Raw genomic sequence first — 22,723 nt, 5'->3', positions numbered from 1 at the left:
GGCAATGCTTGCAGGCATCATCGGCGGCACGGGGCAGATGGGGCGGTTCTTTGCCGGAGTCTTCGAGACAGCCGGCTGGGAGGTGATCGTCTCCGGGACGAAGACATCCCTCACCAACCCCGACGTCGCGGAGATGGCGGACCTCGTCATGGTCTCGGTGCCGATCCGCGCCACCGTCGGGGTGATCCGGGAGGTCGCCCCGCTGCTCGCGGAGGAGCAGGTCTTCTGCGACCTGACCTCCCTCAAAGTCGAACCGGTCCGGGCGATGCTCTCCTCTCGCGCGGAGGTGATCGGGCTCCACCCGATGTTCGGTCCGGGCGCCGCATCACTCAGGGGCCAGACAATCGTCGCAACCCCGGCCCGGTGCGGCAAAGAGACCCTCGATGGTCTCCTCTCCGTCTTCCGCGACCAGGGGGCGGCGATCACTCTCTCGACACCGGAGGACCACGACCGGATGATGGCGGTGATCCAGGGGCTCACCCACTTCGGGACGCTTGCAAAAGCGGAGGCCATCCGCCGGACCGGTGCCGACGTCGCGGAGACCCTTCTCTTCACCAGCCCCGTCTACCGTATCGAGATGGGACTTGTCGGACGGCTCCTCGCCCAGGACGCGGGGCTCTACGGCGATATGCTGCAGATGAACCCGGCGGTCCCCGGGGTGCTCGCGGCGTTCGAGGAGGCGGTCCGGACGCTCCGGGAGATCGTGGAGTCCGGGGACGACGAGCGGTTCCGGGCATTCTTTACGGAGAACGCCGGCCACTACGCCTCGTACCTCGCGGCCGCGACTGAAGAGACGGACGACCTCATCGACCACGTGGTGAACCGATGACCGTCGCAACACTCGGGCCGGCCGGGACGTTCAGCCACGAACTCGCCGCTCACCTCTACGGAGCCGATATCGAGCTCCTGCCGACCATCCGCAGCATCATCGAGCGTGTGGCAGCCGGCACAGCGAAAGGGCTCGTGCCGATCGAGAACTCTGAGGCCGGCGGCGTCGGGGAGACGCTCCAGGGGCTCATGGAGTTCGACGTCTCGATCACCGGAGAGGCCTACATGCCCATCCGGCACCACCTCGCGGCCCGGGGGGAGCCCGGACGCCTCTCGGTCATCTACGCACACCCGCAGACGCACGAGCAGTGTTCCGTCCTCCTCGACAGCCTCGGGGTGGAGGTCGTGCACACGAGCAGCAACGCCGCGAGCGCGATGGCGATGCAGAGAGACGAGCATGCCGGCGCAGTCGTCTCGGAGACAGCGGCGCGGATCTATGGTCTCCCGGTTGCCGTCCGGGACGTTCAGAACAGCGGGGATAACACCACCCGGTTCGTCGAGATATCCGCCGCCCCCCGCGGAATCGCAGGATGCACGAAGTGCAGCCTCCTCGTGGACCCTCAGATCGACCGGATAGGGCTCCTTGCCGATATCCTCGCGGTCTTCGCCCGGCGCGGGATCAACCTGACCCGGATCGAGTCGCGGCCGTCCCGCCGGGGTATCGGGAAGTACCTGTTCTTCATCGACATGGTGATCTCCGATGGGTGGCGGGAAGCGAAGGAGGAACTCAAAACCATGACCGCCGTCAGGGAACTCGGGTGCTACGCCCGCATGGAGGTGCCGGGGATATGATCGTCAGGGTATCCCGGATCGGCCCGGTCGACGCGACGTTTCCGGCTCCGCCCTCCAAGAGTTACACCCACCGGGCGCTGATCGCAGGAGCGCTCGCCTCGGGAAGATCGCGCATCGCGGGGCCGCTCCGGGCGGCCGATACGGAACTGACCGCCCGGGGGCTCGAGAGCCTCGGGGTGCCGGTTGAGTGGCTGCCGGAGGAGATCGCCGTCGCCGGGTGCGGCGGCACCTTCCCCACACCGGGAGAGGTCGCCATCGACTGCGGGAACTCCGGGACGACGCTGCGGCTCCTCACCTCGGCGGCGCTCCTCGCCCGGCACCCGGTGGTGCTGACGGGGAGTCAGAGGATGCTCGAGCGGCCGGTCGGCCCCCTTGCCGATGCCCTCCGGGCCCTCGGCGGCGACGTCGCGTTCACCGGCCGGCCCGGCTACCCGCCCATCCGGGTCTCCGGCAGGCTCCGGGGAGGGAGGACGCAGATCGACGGGAGCATCAGCAGCCAGTTCATATCGTCCATCCTGATGGCGGCGCCGTACGCGGACGAGGACGTGGAACTCGCGCTCCCGGCGACCCCCGCCTCCCGGTCCTACCTCGACGTGACCGCGGACGTGATGCTCGGGTTCGGCGCCCGGGTCGAGAGACGCGGCTACGACTGGTTCCGGGTGAAGAGCGGCGTACCCTACCGGGGGAGGGGCTACCGGGTCGAGGGCGATTACTCCTCGGCGTCATACCTCTTCGCGGTCGCGGCCGTCTGTGGCGGGAAGGTCACGGTCACCGGCTTGAACCCGGCGTCGGTCCAGGGCGACCGGCGGTTCCTCGAAGCCCTCGAGGCGATGGGATGCCGGGTGACCCCTGGCGCAGATGCGGTGACGGTGGAGCGGACGGGCGACCTCGGGGGTATCGAGATCGATATGTCCTCGTCCCCCGATACCGTCCAGACGCTCGCGGCGGTGGCGGCGACGGCAGGGTCGCCGACGACGATCACCGGCACGGCGCACCTGCAGTACAAGGAGAGCGACCGCGTCGGGGTGACGGCGGAGACCCTCCGGAGGATGGGTGCGGGTGTCGAGGTCAGGGACGATTCCCTCACGATCGCGCCCGCTCCCCTCCACGGCGTTGCCGTCGACCCGCACGACGACCACCGGACGGCGATGGCGTTTGCCGTCCTCGGGCTCGCGGTCGGGGGCATGGCGATTCTTGAACCCGGGTGTGTGGAGAAGTCTTTCCCCGGGTTCTGGGAGGCGCTCTACAGGGAGGGACTGCTGTGAAGGTCGTCCTTATCGGCTTTAGGGGGACCGGGAAAACCTCGGTCGGGCGCATCCTCGCAAAACGGCTGCAGGTGCCGTTTCATGATACCGATGCGCTGGTCGAACGCCGGGCGGGGATGCCGATCCCGGAGATCTTCGGCCAGCACGGGGAGGCGCACTTCCGGGCCCTCGAACGGGAGGCGGTCGCGTCGCTCCGGACGGCTGAGGGCGTGATCGGTACCGGCGGCGGGGTCGTTTGCGACCCGGCAAACGTCGCGGACCTCCGGTGGCACGGCACGGTCTTTCTCCTCTCGGCCGCGCCCGATCTCATCCACGAGCGGATCTCCGGGAGCGACCGTCCTGGGCTGACCGGTCTGCCCCCCGCAGAGGAGGTGCGCACACTCCTTGCCCGGAGGAAGGAGGCCTACCTGGGCGCGGCCGATGCCTGCATCGATACCGGCACCCGCACGCCCCGCGAGGTTGCGGACGCGATCCTCCGGCAGATCGACGGAGAGACGGGTATCTCTCCCGGCGACCGGCGCGAACGCGACGATCTCCTCGGGAAGTTCGGGCTCGAGACCGTTCGTGAGATGGTCGAGCGCGATCCCGGTCTTCTGGTATGCGGCATCGCCGGCAACCCGTGTGCCCATAGCAAGAGCCCGCTCCTCTACAACCGGCTGTTTGCGCACTTTGGGCTGCACTACCATTACACCCGCTTCGAGTGGCCGGATGCGGAGACGATCGTCCGCCTCGCGACCCTCCTCCCCTTAAAAGGGCTCTCGGTCACCATCCCGTTCAAGGCCGACGTGATACGCCACCTCGACGAAGTGGACGACCACGCTGCAGCGATCGGGGCGACAAACACCGTCGTCCGGTGCGGCGGAAGGATGTACGGCCATAACACCGACTGGCTGGGGGTCCGGGCCCCGCTCGTCCACCGGCAGGGCGCCCGGGCGGTGGTCCTCGGCGCCGGGGGTGCGGCGGCTGCGGCGGTCTACGCCCTCGTATCGCTCGATATGGACGTGACGGTGCTCTCCAGGAAGCCGGATGCGGCGCAGAGGCTTGCAGAGCGGTTCGGATGCCGGTGGGGAGGACTGGAAGAGTTCAAGGGGGCCGACGCCGATGTAGTGGTACACGCAACCCCGGTCGGGATGGAGCCCGACACCCGGAGCCTGCTCGCCCCATGCGACCTCGAGCGGAAGACGACCGTATTCGACCTCGTCTACACGCCGCCGGAGACGCCCCTCATCAGGGCCGCGAGAGAGGCCGGGTGCGAGACGATACCCGGCACGGAGATGTTCGTCCACCAGGCGGCGGAGCAGTTCCGGCTGATAACCGGGATAGCGGTCCCGCCCGCGCTGGTTCGGGAGATGCTGGCATGAATACGTTCGGGAGAAACTTCAGGTGCACGACGTTCGGCGAGAGTCACGGGAAGGCGGTGGGCGTGGTCGTCGACGGCTGCCCGCCCAATATCCCCCTCACGGAGGCGGATATTCAGCCCTACCTTGATAGGAGGCGGCCGGGGAAGAGCCCGCTTGAGTCGGCACGACAGGAGTCCGACCGGGTGGAGATCCTCTCGGGGACGTTTGAAGGCAGGACGACCGGCGCCCCGATCGCGCTCGTCGTCAGGAACCGGGACGTCCAATCGGGGGACTATGACGCGCTCCGGGACGTCTTCCGGCCGGGGCACGCGGACTACACCTGGCAGGCGAAGTACGGCCTGCGCGATCACCGCGGCGGCGGGAGGAGTTCCGGCCGGGAGACCCTTGCCCGGGTCGCGGCCGGAGCGGTGGCGGTGCGCTGCCTTGCACCCTGCGGCATCGCGATCCGCGGGAGGGTCGTCGAGGTGCACGCCGCGACGGATCCGGGAGCGATGGAGGAGGAGATCTGCGCCGCTCGCAACGCGGGCGACTCCGTGGGCGGGGTCGTCGAGGTGACGGCCGCCGGGTGCCCGGCGGGTCTCGGCGACCCGGTATTCGGGAAGCTCGACGCGGCTATCGCCGGGGCGATGATGGGCATCGGTGCGGTGAAGGGCGTCGAGCTTGGCGAGGGGTTCGCCGCCGCCCGGCTCTTCGGAAGCGAGATGAACGACCCGATCACGGCAGATGGGTTTACAAGCAACCATGCGGGCGGCGTCCTCGGCGGGATCAGCACCGGGCAGGAGATCGTCGTCCGGATAGCCGTCAAGCCGACGCCCTCGATCCGCCGGGTGCAGCAGACCGTCGATATCGCCGGGGAAGAGCGGGAGATATCGGTCGAAGGACGGCACGACCCCTGCATCGCACCGCGGGTTGTACCGGTCGCGGAGTGCATGCTCGCGCTGGTTATTCTCGATGCGATGCTCGAGCAGGGGAAGTATTGGAAGTGGGCGCGACGTGCCGATGGGGCCGGTTCCTGAAGAAATAGGGATGGGAGGCGGAGTTTGCGTTCCCTGCTAGACGTCGCTGATTTATAGTGATCAGGATTGCAAAACCGACGGATATCGAGTTAAGCTCGGTGCAGTGGGCCGTGGGGGTATCGCCATGGGGAAGGGGCTGACGGGGAGGGGGGCATGCCCCCCTCCCCTGTCTCTATCCCGTAAGGTTCTACCTGTGACCCCACCTCACCCGGCCTCCGGCCTCCTCACTCGCACCACAGGTGCGTAGTCGGCCCGAACCCCAACGCGTAGAAGCGCGGCACATCCTGACGTTAAGAATCATCTGGCCTCCAAAGCCTTAACAGAGGCCGTGCCGCCCCTTCTCCCCCCTCACTTCAACAGATCCGAGATCTGCCGCATCTCCCGTATATGGTACTGCCCTTCTGCCGTCGGGGTGCCGGCATGGCTGAACGTGAACTCCGACCCGAAGAGGGGCAGGATTGCACGGGCGTAGCGGAACTCGGCGCCCATGATGCTCGTGCAGATGGGTTTCTGGGCCTGATGGGTGAACTGGATGAGTTCGAAGAGGTCTTCCCGGGTCCGGGGTTTCACGACGATCTTCGGGATATCGCCGTAGGACCTGAGCATCTCCTCGATCCTTCCGAGCTCCGGCGGGGTGGGCATCTCGTTCGTGTGCAGCGATGCGAGGATCTGGACGCCCTGGCTCTTGATGAACGGCGCGTGGTCGCGGTAGCGTGCCTCCACGTCCACGATATCGACGTATCGTGCTATCGGGCCGACGATCCGGGCCCAGAGGTCCGCGTCGCCGACAAACCGGCCTCCCTCCTCTCTGCTCCTGAGCGTGGCAATCAGGGGGATGACGGTCTTCTCCCGGATCGCACGGACCTGGTCCAGCAGGTCCCCCTCCATCCGGTCGAGCCTGACCTCGATGAATGTCGGGTTGTACTCCACCACCTCGCCGATAACGCCGGCACTCTCCACCGAGACGACGATCTTCATACTTACCGGATGTATACCTGCCCTATCACTTAAAGGTCTGCCTGCAATCTTTCGGAGATCAGGAGCGGCCACGGCCCGCCGTCACTTCCCCACCGCACCGTAGCGCTGCAGCATGGCGGCGACTGCCTCGTCGAAGACTCCAGGCAGCCGTTCCCGGAGCCTCTGCACCCCGGCCTCCGTGACGCCGCCGCCGGTTGCAACCCGTTCGATCAGGTCTCCCGGCGCCTCGCCGGTCTCCCGGAGGTAGGCGGCCGTGGCCGCGACCGTCTCCGTTGCGAGCATAAGCGCCCGGTCCGGCGGGAGTCCGCTCGCACGGGCCGTCGCACCCGCCAGTTCATCGATGATGGCGGCAAACAACCCCGGCCCGCAGCTCGAAAGAATCGTGGCCGCCGGGAGGTCGTCCTCCCCGACAAGCACCACGTCTCCGATGGACGAGAAGAGTCCTTCAACCCGGAGGGTATCGTGCATGCCCACCTGCCGCCCGTGGCAGATCAGCGTCGTCCCCTGCCCGACCGCGGAGGTGACCGTGGGCACGACCCTGGTGACCGATCCCGGGAACAATCCTTCAAGGTCATCGAGGCTGATGCCGGCGGCAAGCGAGACGATCTGCTCGTCGCCGTCCATTACGGAGACTATTTCGTTAAGGACGCCGCGTATCTCCCGTGGCCTGACGGCGAGGATGATCGTGCGGCACCGCCGTGCGAGTTCCCTGTTCGTTGCGGCGATGCCGATTCCCGGCCATGCTCCGGCGCATGCGTCCCGGCTCTCCCGGCTGCGAGAAGCAACCACGACCTCATCGACGCGGAGTGCACCGGATGCGAGAAACCCGTTCACCAGCATGCTGCCCATATGTCCGTAGCCGATAATCCCCACACAATCCATACTCCAGGCCTCCTCTTCACATCACTCTCTCTCCCAAAAAGATACCCGCTTTCACCTGGGTGGAGTATATAGGCCGGCGGGACGAACGGTACGAAGCAGATGCCGCACGAACACCACCAGGGATCCGGGTCGCCGGAACTGCTTGCGCCGGCCGGGTCGCCGGAGGCCCTGGCCGCAGCAGTCGCCGCCGGCGCCGACGCCGTCTACCTAGCCGGGAGACGGTTTGGGGCCCGGCATTACGCGGCGAACTTCTCCGACGAGGAACTCCGCTCCGCCGTCGATTATGCACACCTCCGGGGAGTCAGGGTCTATGTCACCGTCAACACCCTTGTCCGGGACACCGAACTCCCCGACGCGGCGCGTTACCTCCTCCGGCTCTACGAGACCGGGGTCGATGCCGTCCTGGTGCAGGACGCCGGGGTGGCGTCGCTTGCCCGGGAGGTGGTCCCGGACCTCCCCCTTCATGCCTCGACCCAGATGACGGTTCACAACCGCGAAGGTGTGACCCGGGCCGCAAGGGAGGGGTTCTCCCGCGTGGTGCTGGCGCGGGAACTCACCCTCGCGGAGATCGAGGGGATCGCCGGGGACGCGGAGGCACGGCAAGTCGGCATCGAGGTTTTTGCCCACGGTGCGCTCTGCTATTGCTACTCAGGCCAGTGCCTCCTCTCCTCGGTCATCGGGGGGCGGAGCGGGAACCGCGGGATGTGCGCCCAGCCGTGCCGGAAACCCTACCTGCTCGTGGTCGCCGGGAAGGACGATTTTGGGCGCCCAAAAGACCTCCGTGTTGTGCCCGGAGAGGACCGTTACCTGCTTTCGACACGCGATCTCTGTGTATATCCACGCCTCGACCTCCTCGCGCGTTCACCGGTGGCGTCGCTCAAGATCGAGGGGAGGATGCGCTCGGCGGAGTACGTCGCCACCGTGGTGAGCATCTACCGGCGTGCCCTCGACGCGATCGCCGCCGGGGAGGCCTGGTCCCCCTCGCGGGAGGATATGCGGGACCTTGCGCTCGCGTTCAACCGGGAGTTCACGGAGGGCTACCTCCTCGGCGCTCCCGATATCATGGCCCGCGACCGGCCCGGCAACCGGGGCGTCCTGCTCGGCACGGCCATTGGCTACGACCCGCGGCGGCAGGAGGCGACCGTGCGCCTCGTCGGCGACGTCGCGCCCCGCTCCGGCGACGGGCTGGCTTTCTGCACACAGGACCCCGACGAGGGCGTGGGAGCGGTCGTCCGCGGCACCCCCGCCGTCCGCAACGGTATGGTGCGACTTTCGGTCCCCGCGCCCGTGGGAGAGGGCGCCCGGGTCTTCCTGACGAAGAGCGCCGACCTCGAGGAGCGAGCAAAGCGGGTCATGGAAAAGCCCCTTCCTCAGTTGCCCATCGACGTGACGGTCGCCTGGGAGGACGGCACGCCCTGCCTGGAGGCGACGGTTCCCGTCCCCGGCGGGAAACCGCTCCGGGTGCGCTACCGGCCGGACCTCCGGATGGAGCCGGCAAGGAGCCGGCCGCTTGCCCGGGACCAGATCGCTGAGCAGCTTGCAAAGACCGGGGGAACGCCGTTTACGGTCCGGAAGATGGACCTCCGCTACCCGGGCGGGCTCTTTGCGCCGCTCGGGGAGTTGAACCGGGTCCGGCGAGCATTCTTAGAGAAAGTCGAGGAGGCCGTGCTCGCCGCACGGCGTCCGGGGCTGGATGCGGTGCGTGCGGCCCGCGAACGGGTCGATGCGGCGATTGCCGGGATGGAGCGCCCGGCAGGTTCTCACCGGGAACCCCGGCTCCCGTCGGTCTCGGTCTACACCGATACCCTCGAGGGTGCGGAGGCCGCCGGCCGGGGTGGGGCCCGGACCGTCTACCTGGAGTCTTCTACCCCCGGTATCCTGGAAGAGGCCGCCGCCGTCTGCCGGGAGGGGGGTGCGGACCCTGTCTGGAAATGGCCGTCGATCACCCGGCGTAACTTCCTCGACGCTGCGACTCCCCTCCTCCCGTCGCTCTATGAGGCGGGCGTCCGCGGGGTGATGGTGAGCGGTATGGGCGCGGCGGACGCGGTGCGGCGGGCCGAACCCCGCATGAGGCTTTATGGCGCCGCCGGGCTGAACGTCTGGAACCACCGCACCGTCGCGGAACTGGCGGGGCTCTTCCTGCGGTGCACGGCATCCCCCGAACTCCCGGGCGCCGACCTGGCCCGGCTCGTGGAGTCGGTCGGGGAGACCCCCGAACTCGAGGTGCTCGTGCAGGGCAACATCGAGGCGATGGTGACCGAGGACCGGCTGGCGGCGGCGGTCTCCGGGGAAGAGTTCCTGGGCCTCCAGGACGGGCACAACCGCGTCTTCCCGGTCCGGCGCGACGGCGAGGGGAGGACCTACATCGCAAACGCCGTCGAGACCTGCCTGATCGACCGCCTGCCCCGGATCGCCGGGATGGGCATCGACGCCGTCGCCATCGACGCACGGGGGCGGGGGCCGCGCTACGCCGGGGATATGGCCCGCCTCTACCGGGCGGGGATCGATGCCGTGGGTCACCGGGACCCCGGCACTCTCTCGGCGCTCAAGGACGAGGTGAAACGGCGGGCACTCGGCGGCATCACCGGCGGGCATTTCGTCCGGGGGATTGAGGAGTGATCCTCCGCCAGGTTTCTCCTAAATTTTCTTATCCTGCCGATCACGAGACAGAGCAGGGTTCAGGAATACCAGCGTACTTTTGATGACGGAACGTCGTTCCCCAGACCTAGTAGTGAAGGCGTTCCAAACTGCCTCCGAGGTCGCGTCGACCACAGGCTCGATCAATGGAAATCGTGGCGTCGGATGCAGAAGTAGTGCATTCCTTTCAGAGCGGTTCTTCTCAGGCTTGCCCGGTACACTGGATCGTGGGGATATCGCCACGCGGGGGAGGGGCTGACGGGGAGGGGGCATGCCCCCCTCCCCTGTCTCCATTCTATAAGGAGGCGTGTAACCCCCACTCCACCCGGCCTCCGGCCTCCTCCCCCGCCCCGGGGGGCGGGGGCAGTGCGTGGCGATAGCCGACGGAACTCCGTATTCGGGAGGTCAGTGAACACAATCTCACAGTTCCAATTTAACCACAATTTTCATGCGAACTACCTGTACTGAGAAGAGGAAGTTTGGGAATATTCTCATCAACATCTATCGGTTCTTCCACGTCATATCGCCAGTTCCTTTGATGTGGAAATCCGGTACCTGCCGCTTCCACCATGCGCGAACCGATAACAGCGCAACGAAAACCATGATCATTGCTATGACAGCAATCCAGAAATGGAACTCATCGAGATGGGTATGCATACGGAAGGAAGGATCGAAGAGCGCGATTCTAAAGAGAATAAGCGAGGCAAAGAGGTACAGACCAACTGAAGCAATGGGGTGGTGCGCTGAGAACCGTTCGAACTTTCTGTAAATTTTTGAGAGCGTCGAGCGACTCGGTTTCCGTTTTTTGCTATGGTGGTGATGATGATGAGGCTTTTTTCCCATATGAAAAACGCTTATCGCATGGGGAGTTTAATCTAACGATTTAACACCGTGAGCGAGATCGTGCGTAGGTATTATCATCACCATGATGAATTACACAAATGTCTTGCGAATGCTTGTAAAGGAAATATAGTATGTATCTACTTGTTATGAGGTAATGGATATGGATTCCCCGTTCATTCTGGTCAATCTCAAGACCTATCAGGAGGGTATGGGCAGCAACGCTCACCGGATCGCCGCTGCGGCCGAGACCGTGGCGAGAGAGACCGGCGCCGTCATCGGCATCGCGCCGGTCTTCACCGAAATTCACCCGATGAGCCACCACTACGCGATCCCTGTCTACGCCCAGCATATCGATGCGATCGCTCCCGGCGCCCATACAGGCCATATTCTCCCGGAAGCGGTCAGGTCGGCGGGCGCACGCGGCACCCTGATCAACCACTCCGAACGCCGCCTCACCCTGGCCGATATCGACGCCTGCGTTCAGGCCGCCCGGAGGCTCCACCTCGAGTCGGTCGTCTGCACGAACAACGACGCGACGAGCGCCGCGGCAGCAGCGCTCCGTCCCGACTACGTGGCGATCGAGCCCCCGGAGCTGATCGGGAGCGGGGTCTCGGTCTCGAAGGCCGACCCGGGGATCATCGAGCGGTCCGTCAACGCTGTTCGGGCGGTGAACCCGGATGTGAAAGTCCTGACCGGGGCGGGCATCCAGTCGGGCGAATGCGTGAAGATCGCCGTCGATCTCGGGACCTGCGGCGTCCTGTTGGCATCGAGCGTGGTCAAGGCCGACGATCCCGAAGCGGTTCTCCGGGACCTGGTCTCGCTGCTCTAGAAGAATCTACGTGATCAGCGATATCAGGTCGTGCTTGGTGATGACACCCTGCACCTTTCCTTTCTCGAGCACGATGATCGCGTGGCTGTGATGCAGGAGATGGACGATCGTATCGATGGGCGCCGTCGGAGGAACCGTCGGGAAACCGGGTTCCATGTAATCCTGCACCAGTTTCCGGTGCGTCTGGTGGAGCCCCCCTTCTTCCATGGCGTTCATGATGGCGGATTCGGATATGCACCCGACAGGCACCCCGTTCTCCAGCACCGGCAGCTGGGAGATGCCGTTGTGGCCCATGATCTCGACGGCCCGGCCGACGGGGTCGTCCGGGGCAACGGAGAGCACGGGTGCGTTCATAACGTCGGCCGCCGTGATTGCCGAGTGCTCCGCTGCCCGCAGGACTTCCACGATCCTCGCAAGCGTGCTCACCCTCGGATCCACGCTGCCGGCCTCGATCCGCGCGACCATGGATTGGCTGATTCCGGCCATACGGGCTACATCCGCCTGCTTCAAGCCCATGCGGAGCCTTTTTTCCCGCAGCTCGGCCGGGGTGGGTATTTCCATATTATTACTATAGGTAATTTTTCCACTTATACATTTGCCCGAAGGTGCTCCCGGACCGATGCCGGGCCGGGGCACCGGCAAGACCATGGCGGTACTGTGGCCCGCCGGGCACCTTCAAGGAGGGGTTATATACCACGGGGCGCATGAGGAGGTATGGCCAAGGAGGAGCAGCAGAACATCCTCGCAAAGGTCAGGGAGATCCTCTCGACCTACCACACCCGGGATGCCGTCCGGAGCGAACTGGAGTCCCTCGGCTTCGATGTCAGGGCGGAGCACGGTGACGTCGTATCCATGGAGAATGCGCCCGCCGAGATCTTCGTCCAGCTCTCCGTGAACAGCCGGGGCGAGATCTTCGACTCACACGTCGTGACGTTCGAGGAGATCGAACTGAAACCGAAGGGAGACTGAGATCCTGTAAAACACGCGTTCCATCGAGAAGAGTTCGCAATAGTGAAGAGTGGGAGGAGTAAGCCTCCTTCTGTTCTGTGCGGCATTCAGCTACGCGCCATACCTGGGCGGATACCAGACGATCCATATGCCCTATTCTGGCTTGCACCCGCAGGGATTCACCGTTTCATCGTATCCCGCCGCTACGTTCAACGAGTTGCGCGGAAATCCGCGCCTCTCGCCCCCCTGAACGGGGGGCTCGGTCGTTTCATCACTGACGGCGGGCCGTGCCGTTTCTGTGTCATTGCCGTGACTCTCGCCACCCGCACTTGCATGCGGCTGCGTATCTGGCCGGTGGGAGGACTTTCCTCAGCAGCACAGGAAGTGCCACCGTCGGCCGCACTCTCCCTCTCCCATATAATATTCCACGCAGAGAATATATACTCGTGCGGATGCCCCGACCGGGCCGGCCTTCGACGGCCGGACTGCAGACCCTCCGCGAAGGCTTCCGAATCGACCGCGCATACTGCCTGGCAGATAAACTTATATACTTGTTCCCGGGTCTTACCATTGGCGTTACCATGGGGGGGAGCGAGGCCTGTACACACCTGGAGCTTGCGGCGATCTTCGCGGCGTTCGTTGCCGTCACCACACTCTTCTCGCTCGTCTCGTTCGGGGCGAGCGCTATGGACACCGGGCAATTGCCCGGCCCGGGCGCATACCCGGTTCTGGCCGCAGGCGAACCGCATCTTGCGCCGGTCGGAGAACTTTCCAAAACCTCTATCGATACCCTCGCCGTCCGCGTCGCCCATACCGGAGAGGGCGGGCCAGTCGACCTCTCCCGGGCCACCGTGACGGTCATGGCAGGTACCTACCTCGAGATTCTCACGCTGTCTGCAGACCCCCATCCGGGACCGGGGATGTGGTCGGCAGCACCGCTCCGGGACGGTGACGGCGGCATGCTCCTCGAGGCCGGGGAGGAGTGTATGATCCTGCTTCGCCTCGACCGCCCCGTCCCTCGGGGCGAGGACCTGACCGTTCTGGTGCGCCCCGAGGGCAACGCACCCTGCTCGATCACCGGACCGGTCGGGGTTCCTGCGGCCGACGCTCTTGCTTCCTCTTCCCCTGAGAAAGACTAAAAGTATTCAATATCATACGACCCATTTTGATGGAAATGCTGACCCCGGAAGAAGGCAGAACGGCAGTTCGTCTGGCACGGAGCGCCATCGAAAGAGCCGTCGACGGCGAACGGATGGAGCTGCCCGCTCTCTCCCCTGTTTTTGGGGAGAAGCGCGGCGTCTTCGTCACGATCAAGCGACAGGGGCGTCTCCGCGGATGCATCGGCCTCCCGTACCCGATAAAACCGCTCGGCGATGCAATCGTCGAGGCGGCCGTATCGGCGGCTCTCGAGGATCCCCGGTTCCCGCCGGTATCGCGGCCGGAACTTGCCGACCTCGACCTCGAGGTGACGGTGCTCACGCTTCCCCGGCCGCTCGAGTGCCCGCCGGCAGAGCGACCCGGCTGCGTCGAGGTCGGGAAGCACGGCCTGATCGTCACCGGTCGCGGGACCGGAGGCCTCCTCCTCCCGCAGGTCCCGACCGAGTACGGCTGGACCAGCAGCGAGTTCCTCGACCAGACCTGCGTCAAGGCCGGGCTTTCGCCCGGGTGCTGGAGGCGCGACGATGTCGCCGTGCAGACCTTCGAGGGGCAGATATTCGAAGAAAAGGCGGTTTAACCCGAATGGCAATTACTTTTGAGGTCATACACAAAGATATCGCAGGAAGGGTCGGCAGGCTCAGGGTGAACGACAAAACGGTCCGGACACCTGCGCTCCTTCCGGTCGTCAACCCCCACCTTCCCCTGGTAACCCCCCGCGAGATGCAGGAGATGGGCGTCGAGGCCCTGATCACGAACGCCTACATCTTCAGGCGGAGCACGGAGTATCGCGACCGGGCGATTGCGGAGGGGCTTCATAAGGTCCTCGACTTCGACGGCGTCGTCATGACCGACTCGGGATCGTTTCAGCTCTCCGTCTACGGGGAGGTCGAGGTGAGCAACCGGGACACGCTCGAGTTCCAGCAGGCGATCGGGAGCGATATCGTCGTCCCCCTGGACCTCCCAACCCCGCCGGACGCAGGGCCCGAGAGGGCGGCACGGGAACTCGCGGTCACCATGGACCGGATCCGGGAGGCCCGGCAACTCTTCCCCGACGCGAACCTGGCAGCGCCGGTGCAGGGCGGTATCTTCACCGATCTCCGCGAAGAGGCCGGACGGGCCGTCCAGGACCTCGACTTCACCTTCGCTCCCATCGGCGCCGTGGTGCCGCTGATGGAGAGTTACCGCTACCGGGAGCTCGTGCAGGTCGTCCTCGCGGCGAAACGCGGCCTCTCCCCGGCGACCGCCGTCCACCTCTTCGGCGCGGGCCACCCGTCGATGTTCGCCCTCGCCGTCGCGATGGGCTGCGACCTCTTCGACTCGGCCGCATACGCCCTCTTCGCCCGGGAGGGGCGTTATATCACCCCGCACGGGAGCCTCAAGATCGATGAACTCGCGGAACTTCCCTGCCCCTGCCGGGTCTGCCGCTCGATGACCGCCGACGAGCTCCGGCAGTCAAAAGACCGGGAGCGGCTGCTCGCCCTCCACAACCTGCACGTCACTCTTGCAGAGATCGCCCGCATCCGGCAGGCGATCCAGGACGGGACCCTCTGGGAGCTGGTCGACGAGCGGTGCCGGAGCCATCCGCGCCTCCTCGACGGCTACCGGGAACTCCTCGCCCACGCGGCCGAACTCGAGCGCGACGATGCCGTCTCCAAGCGCCGGTTCTTCTACCGGGGCTCGGAGACCTGCCGGAGAACGGAGGTGCTCCGGTTCCACGAGGTTATACCCCGCATTTCCCTCGGGGAACGGGTGCTGGTCTCGTTCGACGGGCGGCAGGTCCCCGGGTTCGATACGGTGCTGAACTTCAAGCCTCCCTTCGGCCCCTACCCCGTGGAACTTGCGGAGACCTTCCCGGTAGGCCAGAGCGAGGTCCCGGAGTGGGACGACGATATGGTCCGGTCGGGATGCGCCGGGATCCGGGCCCTGATGGAAGCGCACCCGGAGAGCCGCTTTGCCGTCCGGTGCGGCGAAGAGTGGACGCGCCTCGTCCTCGAAGAGGTCCCGGATGCGGAGGTGTGCCGTGAGCAGGTATGAGGCGGGGAAGCGCGACGGCCTTGCGCGGATAGGAACCTACGAGCACGAAGAGAGGAGCGTATCCCTCCCGGCCGCGCTCGATACGGACACCCTCTTCCCGGCACTCCGCGAGCGGCCTCTCTCGAACGTCCCGCTCTCCGCGGACCCCGCATTCGTCAGCAATTACTTCTCTCCTGGGGAGGGGCAGCCGGTGACGATCCACCCGCTCGCCCCGCCGAAGGCGGAATCCGGCGACTGCGCCCTGGTCGCAAACTGGCATACGACACTCAAAAACCCCCGGAGCTACGCGACGTGGCTTGCCACCTTAAAAGAGAGCATCCCGCCGGACACCGCGTGGTACGCCCCGGCCTCGGCGCTCCCCTCGACCGCCTGCCTCCTCGTCTACTCGGGATTCGACCTCTTCGATTACCGGGCCGTCGACCTTGCCTCCGCGCAGAAGAGGTTCTGTCTGCCGGAGGGAGAGTTCCCCGCCTCGCTGATGGAGACCGGGGTCTGCGGGTGCGAAGGCTGCCGGGACGGCGACCTCAAGCGGCACAACCGCCTGGCACTGGACCGCGAGATCGCCCTTGTGCGGCACTACATCGAGGCCGGAAGGCTCCGGGAGCTGATGGAGTCCCGGTGCCGCGCGGACGCCGCACAGGTGGGCATCCTCCGGTTCCTCGACCGGAACTACGCTCTTATGGAGCGCTTCCTCCCGGTGGCGCGTGCGGTGCCGATGCTTGCCACCACCGCCGAGTCGCAGAACCGCTCAGAGATCCGGCGGTTCGCCGATCGGGTGATCGAGCGGTTCATCCCGACCCGGACCGACGTCGCGGTCCTCCTCCCCTGCTCGGCGAGGAAGCCCTATTCGCTCTCCCGGAGCCACCGGCTCTTTGTGAACACGGTGGACCGGCGGGCGCACGAACTGATCGTCACCTCGCCGCTCGGCCTCGTGCCCCGGGAACTCGAGCGGGTCTATCCGGCGGGCCACTACGACGTGCCGGTGACCGGCTACTGGGACCGCGAGGAGTGCGCCTTCATCGCCGACATTCTGGCACGCTACTTCGCCGCGCACCCCTACCGCAGGGTGATCGCCCACCTCGAGGGCGGAGCGCTCACCGTCGCGGAGATGGCGGCGGAGGCCTGCGGGTTCGACCTCGAGGTGACCTGCCAGGGGCACCCGACGTCGCCGGGCTCGCTCCGGGCGCTCAACGACGCTCTTGCAGGCGAGCGGCGGGTGCAGACCGACACCATCCGGGGCACGGTCTCCTGGCAGTTCGCGACGGATATCAACACGAAAGGGCTCCAGATCCGGGGCAGAAGCATGCAGATGGCGGTGCTCCGGGGGAAGCAGCAGCTCTTCAGCATCGACCCCGGGACCGGGCTCTTCCGCCCGACGTTCGATGGGTGGCGGATGATACCGGAGGGGTACCGGGTCAGGATCGACGCGTTCGTGCCGCAGGGCGATGTCCTCGCCCCGGGGATCACGGGCTGCGACCCCCGGATACGGGAGGGCGACGAGGTGCTGGTGGAAGGGCCGCTCGCGATCGCCACCGGGCGGGCGATGATGGGAGCGGACGAGATGCTCCGGTCGAAGCGCGGGGTTGCGGTGCGGGTGAGGAAGACGCAGAAGTTTTAGGTGAGACCGGGGGGCTTCGATCCCTCCGGGCTCGCTCTTTGCGGCGCTCAAACTTAGCGTCGCAGAACGTATCTTTCGCGTCTGCGACACTCAAACTTTCGTCAGTTGCATAAACCCGTGACGGATTTCCAGCGGCTATCGCCACGCACTGCCCCCGCCCCAGGGGGCCGGGAACGACTGCCGGAACGGCAGGAGTTTAAGCACCGAAGGTGCGGAGGAGGAGGCCGAAGGCCGGGCGGGGTGGGGGCTACGAGGAGTGTGGATCTCTACGCGTTAGGGACAGGGGAGGGGGGCACGCCCCCCCTCGCACCTATCGGTGCTCAAGCTCGCTCTCGTTCGCACTCCCCGTCAGCCCCTCCCCCAGTGGCGATATCCACCACGGTCCAGTGTACGGGGCTTTTCACCGTTCTAAAGTTTCAATAGTCACTCATTGCAAAGTTGATATCCCACAGTCTAACTTAGGAGTTCCATTCAAAGGAGAGACCACGCCCACTGCGCATCACGTGCCTTCGAAAGACTTAACCAGCCACGCGAGCCCCAATCAAAAAAGAAAGGCAGGATCCCCTGCCGCTAATCCAAAAAAACCCTTACTTCCTCGGAACGAGCTTCACCGCCGTCCCGTAGGCGAGTAGTTCCGCCGCGGTCGACATCGTCTGGGACGTCGCGAACCGGATGTTCACCACGGCATCGGCCCCGAGGTCGCGCGCGGCGTTGACCATTCTGTTGTATGCCTCGGTCCGGGCGTCGGCGAGCATTGAGGTGTACTCCTCGAGTTCGCCGCCGACGAGACTCTTTAGCCCGGCCATGACGTCTTTTCCCACGTTCTTCGTCCGTACCGTGTTGCCGAAGACCACGCCGAGGACCTCTCCCACGGCGTAACCCGGCACTTCTTCAGTCGTCGTCAGTATCATTGTTCACTCCTTGATTGCTTCGATGGTCTCCTCGCGCCCCTTCCAGATGATCAGCGCGAGGCCGATCGCGATGAGCGGGACGCCGTATATGAGGAGGAACGGGAGCACCAAGATCGCTATGGCCGTGATCGCCGCGCCGATGGCGGTCAGGGCAATCCCCCAGATTACCTGGCTCCGCATACCTATCCATATGATGGATTAATGGATAATCGTTCGCGTTTTTTACTCCGGATCCATTCCTGGTACGTCGGCCCCGGGGTAGTGTTCAAGGTCGAGTAGCTGCAGTAAAGAGGCAGGAGTCACAATATGTACGAAGCGTTAGATGTATTTTGACGTTGAGACGACCAACATCATCAGGAGTGAAGCGGTTGTATAAGATAGAATCAGCGACCAGACTCGCCGACCGGGTTTACGAATACTGGATACGTGCGCCGCAGGTGGCGCAGCACGCACGGGCGGGCCAGTTTGTCATCCTGCGCCTGCACGACGCGGGCGAGCGGATACCGCTCACCATCTCCGCGGTCAGGGGAGACGCCGTCCGGGTGATCTTCATGACCGTCGGGAAGACGACCGAGGAGCTTGCGACGCTCCATGCAGGCGACAGCATCAAGGACGTCGTGGGACCGCTCGGAAAGCCGAGCGAGATCGAGAACTACGGGACCTGCTGCGTCATCGGCGGCGGTGTCGGGATCGCAAGCACGCCCCTCATCGCAAAGGAACTGAAAAGTGCGGGCAACCGCGTCATCGGCATCATCGGGGCCCGGAACGCCGATCTCCTCATCCTCGAGGACGAGATGCGTGAGACCTGCGACGAACTCCATATCACGACCGACGACGGGAGCAAGGGCGTCCACGGGTTTGCAGCCGACGTCCTGAAGAAACTGCTCGAGGAGCAGACGATCGACCGGGTCTGGATCGTCGGCCCCGCCATCATGATGAAGGTGACCTCCGGCGCGACGGTCCCCTACGGCGTGAAGACCTACGTGAGCCTCAACCCGATCATGGTCGACGGGACGGGGATGTGCGGCTCCTGCCGGGTGACCGTCGCCGGGGAGACGAAGTTCGCCTGCGTCGACGGCCCCGAGTTCGACGCCCATCAGGTCGACTTTGCCGAACTGATGCAGCGGCAGCGGATCTACACCGGACAGGAGAAGGCCTCGCTCGAGCGGTTTGCGGAGCACCGGTGCCGGTGCAGCGAAGGGGGCCACCACCATGAGTGACCGGCCGGCCGACGTTCGGGTCCGCGACTTCAAGGAGGTCGATACCGGCCTCTCCCCCGCAGAGGCGATCGCCGAGGCGGAACGGTGCCTGCAGTGCAAAAAGCCGCTCTGCGTGAAGGGTTGCCCGGTCTGCATCGATATTCCGGCATTCGTCCGGGAGGTCGCGGAAGGCAACTTCCCCGCGGCCGCACGGGCGCTCAAGGAGCAGAACATGCTTCCGGCCATCTGCGGGCGGGTCTGCCCGCAGGAGACGCAGTGCGAGGGCGTCTGCATCCTCGGCAACAAGGAGACCCCGATCCGGATCGGCGCGCTCGAGAGGTTCGTGGCCGACTGGGAGCGGGAGAACGACCCCGAGTTGCCCGAGACGGCGAAGTCGACCGGGAAGCGGGTGGCGGTCGTGGGGTCCGGCCCGGCGGGACTGACGGCTGCGGCCGAGCTCGCCCGTGCCGGCCACGCCGTCACGATCTTCGAGTCGCTCCACGAGGCCGGCGGTGTCCTGACCTACGGCATCCCCGCGTTCAGGCTTCCAAAGGAGGTCGTCAGGGCGGAGATCGACCAGGTGCTCGCTCTCGGTGCCCGGTTAAAGAAGAACCATCTCGTGGGGAGGAGCGTCGGCACGGACGAACTCCTCGGCTACGATGCGGTCTTCCTCGCGACCGGGGCGGGGCTTCCCGCGTTCATGGGCATTCCCGGGGAGAACTTAAACGGCGTCTACTCGGCGAACGAGTTCCTCACGAGGGTGAACCTGATGCACGCCGACGCGTTTCCGGAGTTCGATACGCCGGTCCTGCACGGAGCCCGCGTGGCAGTCATCGGCGGCGGCAACGTCGCGATGGACTCCGCAAGGGTGGCGCGCCGCCTGGGTGCGAAGGTCTCCCTGATCTACCGGCGGGGCGAGGAGGAGATGCCGGCACGGAAGGCCGAGGTTCTGCATGCAAAGGAGGAAGGGATCGAGTTCTTCACCTGCACGAACCCGACCCGGATCCTCGGCGAGCAGTGCGTCACAGGGATCGAGTGCGTGAAGATGTCCCTCTGCGGCATCGATGCAAGCGGCCGCGCATCCCCGGAGCCGATCGAGGGGAGCGAGTTCACCCTCGACGTGGACATGGTTATCCAGGCGATCGGCACGAGCCCGAACCCGCTCCTCGTCTCCCTGATCCCGGGGCTCGAGCGCGGGCGGAAGGGCAACGTCGCCGTCGACGAGAACGGCCGGACGTCCATCCACCACGTTTACGCCGGCGGGGATATCGCCACCGGCGCAGCGACGGTTATCGAGGCGATGGGCTCGGCGAAGCGTGCGGCGGCAGCGATCAACGCGATGTTAAAGGAAGAATAATTACTTTTTTCGGGGTTGGCCCGGGGCTGATGGTGCCCGGGTTTGATACGAGACCGCTTAACGCTGTTTGGTGTTCAGACCAGCCATCAACGGAGTTCCATCGGACTGCGCACCTCCAGGGCTCGTGCTCCGGACGTTCCGTCCATTACCAGTCCAATGTCTAAGCTCTTCTCCTGCTCCTGCCCTTCGGCCAGTCGCATATCGCCACGCACTGCCCCCGCCCCCGGGGGCGGGGAACGACTGCCGGAACGGCAGGAGTTCGAGCACCGAAGGTGCGAATGAGGAGCGCGGAGCGCGGGCGGAGTGGGGGTTACGGATGTCTGAGTATAAGGTAGAGACAGGGGAGGGGGCATGCCCCCTCCCCGTCAGCCCCGCCCCCAGTGGCGATATTCCCACGGTCCACTAGATCGGGATTTGTGGCAACTTCTGCCTATCCGACTATTTCTCCATCAAAAATGCTTGCCCTACCATGGAGGTCACCCAAAATGCCTCTGCCGGAGAGCTCCCGCATCTCCGTCAGTCAGGCCAATGATCGCCACATTCGCATCTGCACCCGGCTAATGCCCTTCCCAGAGCACGAATTCAAAAGGCAAGCCACTTAACAACCGGGCCCAGGAACGCGCCGTATCACAACCCTTTTTCCTCCACCGCCCCCAATCCCAGTACAACAGATAGGAAACCCCATGCCCACTCCCGATGTCGTCGAGCGCCGGACCGTCCTCATCATCGCCACCCTCGCCGCGTTCCTTACCCCGTTCATGGGCTCGGCGGTGAACATCGCGCTCCCATCCATCGCCGCCGAGTTTGGCCTGGACGCCGTTTCGCTCAGCCTCGTGGCCTCGTCATACCTCCTCGCGACCGCGATCTTCCTCGTCCCGCTCGGACGGTGCGCCGACATCTACGGGCGCAAACTCGTCTTCACCATCGGTGTGGTCGTCTTCACCGCATCGGCCCTGCTCTCCGCGCTCGCGACGTCGGGGCTCATGCTCATCCTCTTCCGGTTCCTCGAGGGTGTGGGGAGCGCCATGATCTACGGCACCGGCATCGCCATGATCACGTCGGTCTTCCCTCCCGAGGAGCGCGGGCGGGCGCTCGGGATCAACGTCACCGCCGTCTATATCGGCCTCTCCATCGGGCCGCTGCTCGGCGGCTTCCTCACCGAGTTCCTCACCTGGAGGAGCATCTTCCTCACCAACATCCCGCTCGGCATCTACATCGTCTTCATGATCCGACGCCACCTTGCCGGGGAGTGGGCCGATGCATGCGGAGAACGGTTCGATATCGTCGGGTCGGTCTTCTACGGCGCGATGCTCTTTGCCGTGATGTATGGGTTCTCAAACATCCCCGACCCCATCGGCGTTGCAGCAATCATTGCCGGCGTGGCGCTCTCGGTGGTCTTCTACGCCTGGGAGACCCGGACACCGAGCCCGGTCCTGAACGTGGGGCTTCTTTCGTCGAACCGGGCGTTTGCCTTCTCCAACCTCGCCGCCCTGATCAATTACGGCGCGACGTTTGCCGTCGGGTTCCTCCTCTCCCTCTACCTCCAGGTGGTCCGGGGGCTCGACCCAGGCACCGCGGGGCTCGTCCTGATCACGCAGCCGGTCGTCCAGGCGCTCTTTGCCACCCCGGCCGGAAGACTCTCCGACCGGGTCGAGCCCCGGTACATCGCCTCGGCAGGGATGGGGCTCACCGCCATCGGCCTCGCCCTCCTCACGCTTCTTTCCCCAACCACCCCGATGGCGTACATCATCGCATGCCTCGTCCTCCTCGGGTTCGGGTTCGCCCTCTTCTCCTCCCCGAACACGAACGCCATCATGAGTTCGGTCGACCGGTCCCTCTACGGCCTCGCCTCCGGGATGCTCGCCACCATGCGGACGACGGGGATGATGTTCTCGCTCGGCGTTGCCACGGTCACGTTCGCCCTCTTCATCGGCACCACCCGGATCGGGCCGGAAGTCCAGGAGCCCTTCATGACAAGCCTCCAGGCGGTGTTCGTCATCTCTGCCGCCCTCTGCACCGTGGGCATCTTCGCCTCGCTCGCCCGCGGCAGGGTGCGCGGGTGATCGC

General features: G+C 65.5%; 20 protein-coding genes and 1 other RNA gene. 15 read left to right on the top strand and 6 right to left on the bottom strand.

Annotated features, from left to right (window positions below; genetic code table 11):
* The first annotated feature begins 4 nt into the window (after positions 1 to 4).
* From DIC75_RS05510 to DIC75_RS05490, 5 genes are read left to right on the top strand one after another with little or no spacing between them, the layout of a single operon-like run.
* The gene (locus tag DIC75_RS05510) at positions 5 to 829 is read left to right on the top strand and encodes a prephenate dehydrogenase/arogenate dehydrogenase family protein (RefSeq protein ID WP_250987808.1); all 825 of its coding nucleotides are present in this window, start codon (positions 5 to 7) and stop codon (positions 827 to 829) included.
* Complete coding sequence (locus DIC75_RS05505) at positions 826 to 1,620, top strand: prephenate dehydratase (protein WP_250987032.1); 795 nt, start codon at positions 826 to 828, stop codon at positions 1,618 to 1,620. The genes DIC75_RS05510 and DIC75_RS05505 overlap by 4 nt, the downstream gene beginning before the upstream one ends.
* Positions 1,617 to 2,885 carry a 3-phosphoshikimate 1-carboxyvinyltransferase gene (gene aroA / locus DIC75_RS05500; protein ID WP_250987031.1) on the top strand — a complete coding sequence of 423 codons (1,269 nt, stop codon included), beginning with the start codon at positions 1,617 to 1,619 and terminating at the stop codon, positions 2,883 to 2,885. Before DIC75_RS05505 ends, aroA begins: the two co-directional genes overlap by 4 nt.
* Complete coding sequence (gene aroE / locus DIC75_RS05495) at positions 2,882 to 4,246, top strand: shikimate dehydrogenase (protein WP_250987030.1); 1,365 nt, start codon at positions 2,882 to 2,884, stop codon at positions 4,244 to 4,246. The genes aroA and aroE overlap by 4 nt, the downstream gene beginning before the upstream one ends.
* On the top strand, positions 4,243 to 5,262 hold the full coding sequence (locus tag DIC75_RS05490; protein ID WP_250987029.1) for a chorismate synthase: 1,020 nt from the start codon (positions 4,243 to 4,245) through the stop codon (positions 5,260 to 5,262). The genes aroE and DIC75_RS05490 overlap by 4 nt, the downstream gene beginning before the upstream one ends.
* 348 nt (positions 5,263 to 5,610) lie before the next feature.
* On the opposite strand, the gene DIC75_RS05485 is transcribed toward DIC75_RS05490, so the two are convergent.
* Both DIC75_RS05485 and DIC75_RS05480 read right to left on the bottom strand, forming a co-directional pair.
* A complete protein-coding gene (locus tag DIC75_RS05485) occupies positions 5,611 to 6,240 on the bottom strand; it encodes a type I 3-dehydroquinate dehydratase (RefSeq protein ID WP_250987028.1) in 630 nt (209 codons plus the stop codon).
* A gap of 81 nt (positions 6,241 to 6,321) precedes the next feature.
* On the bottom strand, positions 6,322 to 7,122 hold the full coding sequence (locus DIC75_RS05480) for a pyrroline-5-carboxylate reductase family protein (RefSeq protein ID WP_250987027.1): 801 nt from the start codon (positions 7,120 to 7,122) through the stop codon (positions 6,322 to 6,324).
* Between the two features lie 99 nt (positions 7,123 to 7,221).
* Between DIC75_RS05480 and DIC75_RS05475 the strand changes: the two genes are divergently transcribed.
* Together DIC75_RS05475 and tpiA are read left to right on the top strand one after the other, a co-directional pair.
* On the top strand, positions 7,222 to 9,741 hold the full coding sequence (locus DIC75_RS05475; RefSeq protein ID WP_250987026.1) for a U32 family peptidase: 2,520 nt from the start codon (positions 7,222 to 7,224) through the stop codon (positions 9,739 to 9,741).
* A 1,021-nt stretch (positions 9,742 to 10,762) separates the two neighbouring features.
* Positions 10,763 to 11,431, top strand: coding sequence for a triose-phosphate isomerase (tpiA, locus tag DIC75_RS05470; protein WP_250987807.1), 669 nt, complete (start codon positions 10,763 to 10,765; stop codon positions 11,429 to 11,431).
* A gap of 6 nt (positions 11,432 to 11,437) precedes the next feature.
* On the opposite strand, the gene DIC75_RS05465 is transcribed toward tpiA, so the two are convergent.
* Positions 11,438 to 11,992: a CBS domain-containing protein gene (locus tag DIC75_RS05465; RefSeq protein ID WP_250987025.1), complete on the bottom strand. Its 555-nt coding sequence runs from the start codon at positions 11,990 to 11,992 to the stop codon at positions 11,438 to 11,440.
* A gap of 153 nt (positions 11,993 to 12,145) precedes the next feature.
* On the opposite strand from DIC75_RS05465, the gene DIC75_RS05460 reads away from it, so the two are divergent.
* Positions 12,146 to 12,400, top strand: coding sequence for a hypothetical protein (locus DIC75_RS05460; RefSeq protein WP_250987024.1), 255 nt, complete (start codon positions 12,146 to 12,148; stop codon positions 12,398 to 12,400).
* 47 nt (positions 12,401 to 12,447) lie between these two features.
* Here DIC75_RS05460 and rnpB read toward each other — a convergent pair.
* Positions 12,448 to 12,792: RNase P RNA component (gene rnpB / locus DIC75_RS05455), an RNA gene on the bottom strand.
* 168 nt (positions 12,793 to 12,960) lie between these two features.
* Between rnpB and DIC75_RS05450 the strand changes: the two genes are divergently transcribed.
* The 4 genes from DIC75_RS05450 to arcS are packed head-to-tail and all read left to right on the top strand — an operon-like array spanning position 12,961 to position 17,189.
* Positions 12,961 to 13,518: a hypothetical protein gene (locus tag DIC75_RS05450; RefSeq protein ID WP_250987023.1), complete on the top strand. Its 558-nt coding sequence runs from the start codon at positions 12,961 to 12,963 to the stop codon at positions 13,516 to 13,518.
* Positions 13,519 to 13,547: 29 nt separating this feature from the next.
* Positions 13,548 to 14,114 carry a TIGR00296 family protein gene (locus DIC75_RS05445; RefSeq protein WP_250987022.1) on the top strand — a complete coding sequence of 189 codons (567 nt, stop codon included), beginning with the start codon at positions 13,548 to 13,550 and terminating at the stop codon, positions 14,112 to 14,114.
* Between the two features lie 5 nt (positions 14,115 to 14,119).
* On the top strand, positions 14,120 to 15,571 hold the full coding sequence (gene tgtA / locus DIC75_RS05440) for a tRNA guanosine(15) transglycosylase TgtA (protein ID WP_250987021.1): 1,452 nt from the start codon (positions 14,120 to 14,122) through the stop codon (positions 15,569 to 15,571).
* Positions 15,558 to 17,189: an archaeosine synthase subunit alpha gene (arcS, locus tag DIC75_RS05435; protein WP_250987020.1), complete on the top strand. Its 1,632-nt coding sequence runs from the start codon at positions 15,558 to 15,560 to the stop codon at positions 17,187 to 17,189. The genes tgtA and arcS overlap by 14 nt, the downstream gene beginning before the upstream one ends.
* A 587-nt stretch (positions 17,190 to 17,776) precedes the next feature.
* Here arcS and DIC75_RS05430 read toward each other — a convergent pair.
* A complete protein-coding gene (locus DIC75_RS05430; RefSeq protein ID WP_250987019.1) occupies positions 17,777 to 18,100 on the bottom strand; it encodes a YbjQ family protein in 324 nt (107 codons plus the stop codon).
* A 3-nt stretch (positions 18,101 to 18,103) separates the two neighbouring features.
* Positions 18,104 to 18,280, bottom strand: a complete 177-nt coding sequence (locus DIC75_RS05425) for a hypothetical protein (protein ID WP_250987018.1) — start codon at positions 18,278 to 18,280, stop codon at positions 18,104 to 18,106.
* A 179-nt stretch (positions 18,281 to 18,459) separates the two neighbouring features.
* Here DIC75_RS05425 and DIC75_RS05420 point away from each other — a divergent pair, with 179 nt between their 5' ends.
* The 3 genes from DIC75_RS05420 to DIC75_RS05410 all read left to right on the top strand — a co-directional run bounded on the left by DIC75_RS05420 (position 18,460) and on the right by DIC75_RS05410 (position 22,719).
* Positions 18,460 to 19,320 (top strand): sulfide/dihydroorotate dehydrogenase-like FAD/NAD-binding protein, encoded by an 861-nt coding sequence (locus tag DIC75_RS05420; protein ID WP_250987017.1) that lies wholly within the window; start codon positions 18,460 to 18,462, stop codon positions 19,318 to 19,320.
* The gene (gltA, locus tag DIC75_RS05415) at positions 19,313 to 20,656 is read left to right on the top strand and encodes an NADPH-dependent glutamate synthase (protein WP_250987016.1); all 1,344 of its coding nucleotides are present in this window, start codon (positions 19,313 to 19,315) and stop codon (positions 20,654 to 20,656) included. Before DIC75_RS05420 ends, gltA begins: the two co-directional genes overlap by 8 nt.
* Before the next feature lie 683 nt (positions 20,657 to 21,339).
* Entirely contained in the window at positions 21,340 to 22,719 is a 1,380-nt protein-coding gene (locus DIC75_RS05410; RefSeq protein WP_250987015.1) for an MFS transporter, read from the top strand.
* Positions 22,720 to 22,723: the final 4 nt, after the last annotated feature.

Source organism: Methanoculleus oceani (assembly GCF_023702065.1).
GTDB lineage: Archaea > Halobacteriota > Methanomicrobia > Methanomicrobiales > Methanoculleaceae > Methanoculleus > Methanoculleus oceani.
This window is presented reverse-complemented; position numbering and strand designations above follow the sequence as displayed.